The organism is Streptomyces sp. NPDC054956 (genome assembly GCF_053609185.1).
In genome coordinates this window covers 1-10230 of sequence record NZ_JBSGXB010000281.1, presented here as the reverse complement: position 1 = coordinate 10230, position 10230 = coordinate 1, and the positions used below count along the sequence as shown (strand labels likewise).

7 protein-coding genes and 1 pseudogene are annotated in these 10230 nt (G+C 73.0%); 1 reads left to right on the top strand and 7 read right to left on the bottom strand.

The genetic code is table 11. From position 1 onward, the window contains the following. A pseudogene (locus ACWGDE_RS31025) lies at positions 1 to 917 on the top strand (MFS transporter); the annotation flags it as partial. Here the strand turns inward: ACWGDE_RS31025 and ACWGDE_RS31020 are convergent. The 7 genes from ACWGDE_RS31020 to ACWGDE_RS30990 all read right to left on the bottom strand — a co-directional run. Beyond that, positions 900 to 1814: a LysR family transcriptional regulator gene (locus ACWGDE_RS31020; protein WP_453392351.1), complete on the bottom strand. Its 915-nt coding sequence runs from the start codon at positions 1812 to 1814 to the stop codon at positions 900 to 902. The pseudogene ACWGDE_RS31025 and the gene ACWGDE_RS31020 sit on opposite strands and share 18 nt — an antisense overlap. Before the next feature lie 174 nt (positions 1815 to 1988). Then, the gene (locus ACWGDE_RS31015) at positions 1989 to 2384 is read right to left on the bottom strand and encodes a YunG family protein (RefSeq protein ID WP_453392350.1); all 396 of its coding nucleotides are present in this window, start codon (positions 2382 to 2384) and stop codon (positions 1989 to 1991) included. Between the two features lie 54 nt (positions 2385 to 2438). Continuing rightward, positions 2439 to 3344, bottom strand: coding sequence for an aminoglycoside phosphotransferase family protein (locus ACWGDE_RS31010; protein ID WP_453392349.1), 906 nt, complete (start codon positions 3342 to 3344; stop codon positions 2439 to 2441). Positions 3345 to 3479: 135 nt separating this feature from the next. Continuing rightward, the gene (locus ACWGDE_RS31005; protein ID WP_453392348.1) at positions 3480 to 6689 is read right to left on the bottom strand and encodes a TIM-barrel domain-containing protein; all 3210 of its coding nucleotides are present in this window, start codon (positions 6687 to 6689) and stop codon (positions 3480 to 3482) included. Between the two features lie 154 nt (positions 6690 to 6843). Further along, positions 6844 to 8316, bottom strand: coding sequence for a HEAT repeat domain-containing protein (locus ACWGDE_RS31000; RefSeq protein WP_453392347.1), 1473 nt, complete (start codon positions 8314 to 8316; stop codon positions 6844 to 6846). Positions 8317 to 8350: 34 nt separating this feature from the next. Next, entirely contained in the window at positions 8351 to 9568 is a 1218-nt protein-coding gene (locus ACWGDE_RS30995; protein ID WP_453392346.1) for a cytochrome P450, read from the bottom strand. 27 nt (positions 9569 to 9595) lie between these two features. After that, positions 9596 to 10230: TetR/AcrR family transcriptional regulator (locus ACWGDE_RS30990; protein WP_453392345.1), on the bottom strand; the 635-nt coding region annotated here is incomplete at its 5' end.

The window sequence follows — 10230 nt, the reverse complement described above, 5'->3', positions numbered from 1 at the left end:
GTACCGCGGTCGCGGTGCGCACCGCCGCCATCGGACTGTCCGCCGCGGCCGGTCCGCTCCTCGGGGGCCTCCTCGTCGAACGCTTCGGCTGGCGCGCGGTGTTCGTCGCGAACGTCCCCGCCGCCCTGGCGATCGCCGCCGCGGCCCTGTTCGTACGGGTTCCCGTGCCCCCGCGCACGGAGCCCGGCCGGGTCCGGCCGGGCGGGGCGGCCCTGCTCGCGACGGCCGTGGCGGTGCTCGTGCACGCGCTGGCCGGCGTACCGGAACACGGCTGGGCGGGGCCGGCGACGCTCGCCGGGCTGGCCGCGGCGGCCGCGCTCACGGCCCTGCTCGTCCGCTCGGAGCGGCGCTCCGCGCGGCCCCAGGACCGGCTGGTACCGCTGCCGGTGGCCCGGTCCCGTTCGGTGACCTCGTCCATCGCGCTGCTGACCCTGGTCTCCGGCGCGATGTTCGGGGCCCTGTTCTCGGCGAGCTTCGCGCTCCAGGACACGGCGGGGCTGGATCCGCTCGCGACCGGGCTGCGGGTGCTGCCCATGACCGCCGCCATGGTCGCCGGGTCACCGGTGGCGGGGGCCGCGCTGCGCAGGTTCGGGGCGCGGACCACGGCGCTCGCCGGAACCGGGCTGGTGGCGCTCGGGATCACGGGGCTGGGGCCGGGGTGGGGGTTCGCGGTGCTCGGAGCGGGCTTCGCCGCCGTCATGGTGACGGCCACCGGGACGGTGGTCGGGGACGCGCCCGCCGGACACGCGGGGGTGGTGGGCGGGCTCAAGCAGACGGCGATGAACGTGGGGCCGTCCCTCGGCATCGCCGTGGCCGCGGGGACGGCGGGGGCGGCGGGCACGGCGGGGGCTTCGACCGCAGTCCTGGCCGCGCTGGCCGCCGCGGGACTGCTGCCGGCGTCACGGCTGCCGGGACGCGCCCGCGCGCGCCACGCAGGTGCGGGCCACCTCGTCGGCGAAGGCCCGGGCGAGCGGGGCGAGGGAGGACCAGCGGCGCACGGCCCAGCCGACCGCCAGGGGTCGCAGGGCCGGGATCGGCACGAGGCGCAGCGGCCCGTCCGATCCGGGGACCTGCCAGCCGGGCAGGGCGGGTACGACGGCGTGGCCGAGGCCCAGTTCGGACAGCAGTAGGGCGGTGTCCCAGTCGGCGACGCCGGTGTCGGAGGAGATCCGGATGCCGGCTTCGTCGAGGGCGGTGTCGAGGTGGGCGCGGGAGGTGGAGTTCTCCGGGAGCCTGATGTGGCGGATGCCGGCCAGGTCGGCGGGCTCCAGTCGGGAGCGCGAGGCGAGCGGGTCGTCGGCGCCGACCGCGAGGACCCAGGGCAGGCTCATGACGGGGCGCTGCTCGATGCCGCGCACGGGTCCGCCGATGGTGATCCAGGCGAGGTCGAGGTCGTCGGCGGCGAGCGCCTCGAAACAGCTCCGGCTGGAGTTCTCGGTCTGGAACTCCAGGCTGACCCGGGGGTGGCGGGCGCGGAAGGCGACGACGGCCTCGGCCATGAAGTGCCGCACGGTCGTGGCCCCGGTGGTGACGCGGACCGATCCGCCGTCGTCCCGTACGAGGGTGTCGAGCCGGCGCAGGGCCCCGTCGAGTCCGGCGATGCCGTCGGCGGCGGCCGCCTGGAGGATCAGGCCCGCCTCGGTGGGCGACACCCCGCGCGGGTGGCGTTCCAGGAGCGCGGCTCCGGTCTCCTTCTCCAGCCGCCGGACGTGCTGGCTGACGGCGGACTGCGTACGGCCGAGGTCGCGGGCGACGGCGCTGAGGCTGCCGGCCCGGCAGACGGCGACGAAGACACGGAGGTCGTCGAGGGTCACAACCCCCAAGCTATCACTGGGGGGTTACCAGAAATGTGGAGGATTGACTTGGGTGACCGCCCTGCCCGACGATCGATTCACGGCCCAGGGCGGCAACCCGTCCCCGTCATCGCGAGGACGGGAACGGGTGCCGACCCGCCGGCGTCCGTACGCGTACCGCCAGGCCTGGGCCGTTTAGCGCGCGTCGATCTCGAGCTTCGCCAGCACCTGTTCGCGCAGGATCTCGTACTCCGTGCGCAGGCGGCGCATCTCGCTCTCCGGGGGACGGGGGACGACGACGCCCTCGCTGATCTTCTCCTCCGGGCCGAACTGCTCCCGGGTCAGGTCGATCTCGACGCCCAGACCCAGGCGGTTCCACCAGTGGTAGTCCACGCGCTCACCGTCGACGAGGACCTCGCCGCGGATCAGCTCGCCGCCGAGCAGGTCGTGGAGGACCAGGGCGGTCACTCCGCACTGGTCACGGGCGGGGTTCTCCCGGGTCCAGCGGTCGCGGTACTCGGGGGTGCAGGTCTGCTCGCTCCAACTGCTGCGGACGGCACGGTCAATGTCGGTCAGGAGTAAAGGTGTCATGGCGCCCATCCTCGCAACCGGCACCGACAAGATCCATCCCCCGGCGGGCCGGGTTCAGTCGTGCGCCGGGCGAAAGGCGAGGAGTTCGCGGATGACGTGGCGGGCGGTGGCCGCCATGACCGGGTTCGTGACGCGGTAGTAGTCCAGTTCGGGGAGCGCGATCGACAGGGCCCAGCCGCGCCCGCGGGTCCAGGTCGCGTCGTCCGCGCCCAGGGCCGCCCGGAAGACGGGCCGCGCGGCGGCCGGGAGCACGTACCAGGCGGCGATCAGGTCGACCGCGGGATCTCCGAGACCGGCGCAGCCGAAGTCGATGACGGCGGAGAGCCGGTCGTCGGCCAGCAGCATGTTGCCCGGCTGGAGGTCCGCGTGGATCCAGACCGGCGGACCGGTCCGCTCCGGGGCCCGCAGGGCCTCCTCCCACAGCGCGGTCACCGCCGCGGCGTCGATGTCGCCGCTCGCGCCCAGTGACGCGATCACGGTGCGGGTACGGGCGTCCCGCGCGGCGAGGGTCTCGCTGCGGTAGGAGGCCGGCGCGCCCTCCGTATCCGCTTGGTGCAGCGCGGTGACGAACTCCGCCAAGTCTTTCGCGAGCATCTCCGGTTCGGCGACCCCGCCGACCACCGGATTGGCGCCGGGGAGCCATCCGTAGACGGACCAGGGCCACGGATATCCCTCGGCGGCCCCTCCCGCGCCCAGCGGAACGGGAACGGGTGCCGGCAGCCCGGGGGCGAGCCGCGTCAGCCAGGTCTGCTCCGACAGCACGTCCGCGGCCGATCCCGCCGTGAGGGGGAGCCGTACGACCATGTCCGCGCCGAGCCGGTACATCGCGTTGGAGGTGCCGGCGGAATCCACCCGCTCGACGGGGAGCCCCGCCCACTGCGGGAACTGACCTGCGATCAGCCGGCGCACGAGGGAGGTGTCGATGTCCGGTTCGTCTGCGTGCATCTTCCCTGCGGGCATGGGCGCCTTCCTGAGCGGTACGGGGGCCTGGGGCCCGGGGCCACACCATAACCCCCGGTCAACGGGGTGGGGGAAGGGCGAGCCCGGCCCGGCGGGACGCCGGGCCGGGGTCTGGGGGGGGGGTGGGGGCGGGGGTCAGGGAGTGAAGGTCCAGCGTTGGGCCGCGGTCGTGGTGCAGGCGACCCGGGTGAGTTTGGTGCCGTTGGCGGTGGCGGAGCCGGCCGGGGTCAGGCATTGGCCGGCGTTGCGCAGGCTGCCGTCGGGGCCGGTCTGCCAGGTCTGGCCGGAGCTGCCGTTGCAGGTCTGGACGGCTACGGCCGAGGGCGTGGCCGCGTCGAGGCAGACTCCGTTCAGTCCGGTCAGGCGGCCGTCGCCCTGGAGGGTCCAGCGCTGGTTCGGGCCGCCGTGGCAGCTGTAGAGGGTGGGCTGGGTGCCCGGGGTGGTGGCGCTCCCCGGGAGGTCGATGCAGGTGGCCGATGCCCCGTTGACCAGGGTCGCGGCGGCCGGCAGCGGGGTCGGGCGGCCGGTGAGGGTGAACTCGGCGGCGCTGGTCCAGGGGCCTCGGCCGCCCGCCTCGGTCAGCGCCCTGACGCGGAGGTAGCGGCCCGCCTTCGCGGCCAGGGAGACGGACTTGAGGGAGGAGGTGTCGGCGAAGGTGCCGGTGCCCACCGCCGGCCCCCAGTCGGTGGTGGTGTCCGAGACGTAGACCTCGTATCCGCCGATCCGGCCGTTGACCCCGCCGTCCTGGCGGGGCAGGTAGCCGAGGCCGTCCACGGTGTAGCGGGCGCCGAGGTCGATCTGGATCTCGTGCGGCAGGGCGGCCGGGGTGCCGGAGGACCAGGCGGTGTGCCAGATGGTGCCCGTGTTGCCGTCGAAGGCGTTGCGGGCGGCGCCGTTCTCGGCGGAGGTCTCCTGACTGTCGGCGGAGACCAGGGTCCAGGCCGACTGCGGGACGGGGCTGGAGGTGGCGGGAATGGGGTCGGCGGCCGGGACGGAGGTGCCGGTGGCCGTGACGCTGAACGCGCCCGGCTTGGCACCCGTCTTGGTCCACAGGATGCCGCCCCGGTCGGAGGCGTCGAAGAACCAGCCCGTCGCCGCGGCGTCGTACGCGGCCTTGCTCGTGAGCCGGGTCAGGGCGGAGCCGTCGACGGTGACCGCGCCGGGGGCGGTGGCCACGTGGAGGGTGAACTCGTAGCCGCGGGAGGCGGGTTTGCCGGTGTAGTCGCCGGTCGGGGCGCCGACGGAGACGGTGACCGCGCCGGCGCCGGTGACGGGTGCGGTGACGTCGACCTGCTGGCGGGCGAACGCGCCCGACTGGTAGGCGCGGGTGATGCCGTCGTCCTCGTAGAGGCTGAAGGAGGTGTTGCCGCGCGGGTGGATGTCGTAGGTGAGGGTGGAGACGGCCTTCTCTCCGGTGTAGTTCATCTGCGGCCACATCGGGACGATCGCGCCGCCCTTGACGAAGAGCGGCAGGGTGTCGAGGGGCGCCTGGTAGCCGTTGAGCCAGCCCGGTCCGGCGTACGTCCTGCCCGTCCAGTAGTCCGTCCACGTACCGGCGGGCAGGTAAATGCCGTCCCGTACGGAGGTGTCGGAGACGACCGGCGCGACCAGGAAGGAATCACCGGCCATGAACTGGCCGCTGGTCAGGTTGCCGCGCGCCACCGGGTCCTCGGGGTATTCGAGCACCATCGCGCGGGTGCTGGGGACGCCCGTCTCGTTCGCGGTCCGGCTCATCGTGTACAGGTACGGCATGAGCCGCATCTTCAGCTGAAGGTACTTGCGGTTGATCGAGAGGTACGGCTCCGCGAACCGCCAGGGCTGCTTGTCCTGGTATCCGGCGGTCGGGCCGGTCGCACCCCAGCCCGACATGGTCATGAAGGCCGGGGTGAAGGCCTTCCACTGCAGGTCGCGGGCGTAGGTCTTCGGACTGCCGGCGAAGATGCCGTCGACGTCCCCGGAGGCGTAGTTGAGGCCGGAGAGGCCGGCACCGGTGATGGCCGGGACGTGCCAGCGCATGTCGTCCCAGGTGCCGTTGGTGTCGCCGGTCCAGACGACGGCGTTGCGCTGGGTGCCGGCCCAGCCGTCGACGGTCCAGACGTAGCGGCGGGCGTCGGAGTTCTTCTCGATGCCGTCGACGGCCTGCTGCACTCCGCTGAAGGCCGTCTTGTAGCCGCCGCCGATCCAGGCAACGTCGGTCTTCACCCCGCGGCTGCCGGCGGTGCCCACTTCCTCGTTGATGGAGCCGAGGCCGGTCGAGGTCCACAGGCCGGTCTGGAAGCCCTTGGCCTTGAGCGCGTCGACCGTGGACTTCAGGGGCGCCGTGTAGCCGCAGCCGTAGCCGTCGTTGGGCAGGAACCAACCCGAGGGCATGTCGGCGGCGCGGGCGTCGGTGGCGTAGCCGACGACGTCCGGGGTGGTCTGGTGGCGCAGCCGGTTGTGGTCGCCCTGGTAGGCCGGGTTGGAGGCGTTGAAGCAGTCGGCGTTGCCGAGCTCGAAGCCCCACGACGGTGCCATGAAGGGTTTGCCGCTGACGTCGGTGTAGGCGTCGAGGACGGACTTGAGGGAGTCGCCGGTGAAGTACCAGGCGTCGAAGCGCTTTTCGTCGTGGGTGAGCGTGCTGGGCGCGTTGAACCCGTACGAGCCCGGGGCCCAGGTGTTGCGCATCACGCCGTAGCCGTTGGTCGACATGTAGAAGGGCGCGGGGCTGGCGTTGTTGTTCTCGCGCCACTTGTTGTCGACGGCGACCGGGACGGTCTTGCCGCGCAGCGCCCATTCGCCCAGGCGCAGGCCGGTTCCGTAGAACTGCTCGTCCGCGCCGCGCGCGAGGTACTGGGTGGTCTGGCTGTTGGTCCAGGAGGTGGGCTGCGCTTCCTGCCATACGGGGGTGGTGTTGTCGGCCCGGTAGACGGAGAACTGCAGCGGCGTCTTGTTGACCCGGATGGACAGGGAGCCGGTGGTGATCCGGTAGTACGTGCCCGCGTCGGTCCAGCTCGCGTTGACGGAGCCGAAGTCGGTGGTGGGGGCGAGGTCCTTGCCGGCCGGGTCGTTGGTGAAGGCGCCGTCGGGCGAGAGCCAGAGCCGGAAGATGTCGGCGCGGGCGACCACCACGCGGGCCTTGGCGCCGCTGGACGCGGTGGCGGTGAAGGTGTTCCCGGACTGGGTGAATCCGGTGACGTTGCCCGCGGTGGACGGCGCCGGGGCGGCCACTGCGGTGTCCGCCGCCGAGGCCGGTGAGGCGATCGGTCCGGCGGCGGCCAGGCCGGCCACGGCGAGCGCCGCGGCGAGCAGCGCGGCCGCCGGGCCGCGCCGCCGCCGTTGGCTCCTGCGGATGCTGATGAGTCTCATGGGGCGGCTCCTCGTGCGGTCCGGATCGCGGACACACCTTTTGGCATGCACCGGGCAACATAGCGCTCCCGGGGCCCCACTTGAAGGAACATGCTCGAACTGGCTTACAACCGAGCATCTTTGAGCATCAATCAGCAGGTGCTCTACAAGTGGCTCAGCAGAGGGAGTCGACGAGCTCCTCCATCACGGCCGGATCCAGCGCCGGGTTCGCCGCCGCGTACCGGGCCAGCTCCTCGTCCTCCAGCAGTTCGGCGATACGGGCCGCGGGCAGGTTCGGATGCAGGGCCAGGGCGGCCCGGACCTCCGGATCGGGATCGCGGGTGAGCCGGTCGACGAGATCCGGAGCCGCTTCGGGGTCCCGGGCCACGAGGGCCCGTACGGCCGGGTCCTCGTGGTCGGCGTAGGCGGCCAGGCCGATGGTGGGGAAGTGCGGCCGGGTGGGCAGGTGGTCGCGCTCCCGGCCGGTGTACTCCAGGAAGCTGCGCAGCAGGAGTTCGGCGGGCGCGTCGGGGTGATTCTGCGCGAGGGTGACCCGTACGCCGAGGTCCGCGTCGGCGGCGAGCAGCGCGACGAGGTCCGGCGGCAGGTGGTGATCGGAGGCAGCACTGCGGCGCAGCAGGACGTGGCCGGAGAGGGCCTTGAGGCGGACGGCGGCGGGGTCCCCCGGCCAGTCCGGATAGGGGCCGAAATCGCCGCCCTCGGGCACCGCGTAGTCGATCGTTGCCCGCTCGGATTCGGTGAGGGCCGAGTGGAGGGAGATGGCGAGGCGCACCTCGGGATCGGGGTCGACGGCCAGCGCCGCCCGCTCGGCGGGACCGAGATCGGCGCGCTCGGCGACGCACTTGCGGACGGCCGGGTCGGGATCGGCGGCCAGCAGGACCACGACGTCGTACGGCAGGCTGGAGTTGTGCGCAAGCGCCGCCCGCTCGCCCTCACCCACCGGGGCGGTGAGGACGGAGTCGACGACGGCGCGGCTCAGGGCGTCGTTCACCAGCATGCCGGAGCGCGCGTGGCACGAATGGTCCGGAAGGTTCTCCTCCACCCAGCTCGGGTCCTCGTGCTGGTCACGCCGGAGGACGCTGTCCCGCACGTCGGGGTCGGGATCGACGAGCAGTGACGCCCGCAGTTCGGCCGGGAACCCGAAACACCCCACCCCGTACCTGCGGACCTTCACCTCTGGGTGGGTCGGCATGCTGTCGCGGAGCCCTGCGGAGATCTGCCGGTAGAGACCGCCCAGGAGGTCGTTCTCGTACGTGCTGATCATGTGGACGACGACCTCGTCCGGCAGTGGCCTGGGCCGCCGCAACACGTGAAGGGCGGGCCCTTCGGCGAGGTGGGCCTTCACGAACCACTCGGGGTCGTCCACGAACCGGGCCCGCTGCGCGGGATCGGCGTGCCGACTGGAAGCGAAGACGGCGCGCGCCCGCTTGTCGGGGTGGTCGAGCAGCGCGTCCACCACCGTGTCCGGCAGGTCCCGGTCGCCGCACAGCGCCATCCGCGCGGCCGGCGGGCCGTCGGCGAGGAGCCTCAGCAGGAGGCGGTCCGGCGTGGCCGGGTTCACCGCCAGGCCCGCCAGCCGCCGCTCCGCCGGGGTCGCTTCGTTCCAGATCTTCTCGCGCATCCACATCCGGCCGAGCCTACGCGGAGCATCGGCCGGCGCCTCAGCCGAAGCGCACCGGGAGGTACTTCACACCGTTGATGAAGTCCGAGCGCAGCCTGCGGACATCGCCGGCCAGGCCGAAGTCGGGGTGGCGGCGGAGCAGCTCCCGGACGAGGGCCTTGATCTGGGTGCGGGCCAGGCCCGCGCCGAGGCAGAAGTGGGGGCCTCCGCCGCCGAAGGTGACGTGGTCGTTCGGGGTGCGGCGGATGTCGAAGGCGAAGGGGTCCGCGAAGACCTCCTCGTCGCGATTGGCGGAGGTGTAGTAGGTGACCACCTTCTGGCCCGCGGCGATGGGCTGCCCGCGCAGGACGGTGTCGCGGGTCGCGGTGCGGCGGAAGTTGTGGATCGAGCCGCCCCAACGCAGGAACTCCTCCGTCGCCGAGGTCCACAGGGCTTCGTCCCCGGGGGCCGCGGCCAGCTCGGCGCGCGCCGACGGGTGCTCGATGAGGGCCAGCAGCGTGGCGGAGAGCAGGTTGCGGGTGGTCTCGTTGCCCGCCACGCACAGCAGGACGAAGAACATGTTGATCTCGTCCTCCGTCAGCCGGTCCCCGTCGACCTCGGCGTGGACCAGCGTCGAGAGGATGTCCTCGCGGGGGCGGGCCCGGCGCTCGGCGGCCAGGGCGTCGCAGTAGGCGTAGATCTCGGCGGCCGCGAGGTCGCTGTCGTGCTTGCCCGCCGAGAGCTCCGGGTCCTGGCCGCCGGCCATCCGGTTGCTCCATTCGAAGATCAGCCGCTCGTCACCTTCGGGTACGCCGACCATCTCGCAGATCGTCTGGATCGGCAGCCAGGCGGCGACCTCGGCCACGAAGTCCATGTCCCGGCCCGGGGTGACCGCGCTCTCCACCAGGGAGACCGCCCGCTCCTGGATCCGGGCCGCGAGCCTGCGGACGACCCGGGGCGTGAACCCGGCACTGACCAGGGAGCGGTACCGGGAGTGGCGCGGGGCGTCCATGCCCAGCAGCACCAGGCGCAGGGTCTCCAGGGAGTCGGGGGCCTGGTCCCGGATCATGAAGGAGCCCAGTTCGGTGGACCACAGCTCGGGGTCGCGGCTGATCGCCTTGACGTCGGCGTGGCGGGTGACGGCGAAGAACCCGTCGTGGCGGCCCGGCACCTCGTGCCAGTGCACCGGGTCCTCGCGGCGCAGCAGGGCGAACTGCGCGTGCGGGACCTCGCGGGCCCAGGTGTCCTCGAGCAGGTCTATCTCACCGGTGGGGATCACGGTCGGTTCCCTTCATCTGAGGACGGCTCATCTGAGGACGGCGCCGAGGGCTTCGACGACGAGGGTGTCGGGGATGCCTTGCGGGTCGAGGCGGTGCTGCATGGCCAGCCCGAGGAGGATCCCGAGCACGAGGGCGCCGGTCTCCTCGGGCGGGCGGCCGAGGGGGGTCCCGGTGGCCTCGGCCCAGTCGGCGAGCCCCTCGCCGAGCTGGGAGCGGATCTCGGCGTAACGCTGGGCGAGTTGACCGCCGATGAGGGGACCGCGGGCGGCGTGCAGCCACAGCTCCGTCTCCAACAGCAGCCAGGAGTCACCGTGTTCGGGGTGGGGGCGGGTGAGGCTCCCCCACATCGCGGAGAAGTGCACGGCGGGATCGGCGGGGTCGCCCGCCGCGATCTCGGCGGCCAGCTCCTCGGCGGTGCGCTCCTTCCAGACCTCCAGGAGGGCGAGCAGCAGGCCCTCCTTCCCACCGAAATGGCTGTAGAGCGCGCCGGTCGTACGCCCGGCCGATTCGGCGACCGCCTCGGCGGACACGGCGTGGAACCCCTTGCGGGCGAAGAGCTCGGCGGCCGCGTCGATGAGGCGCGAGCGGGTCTCGGACTTGCGCTGCGCCTGCGGCGTGCGCGGCGGCTGCGCGGGGCGGCCCGCGCGGGCGGATCGGTCGG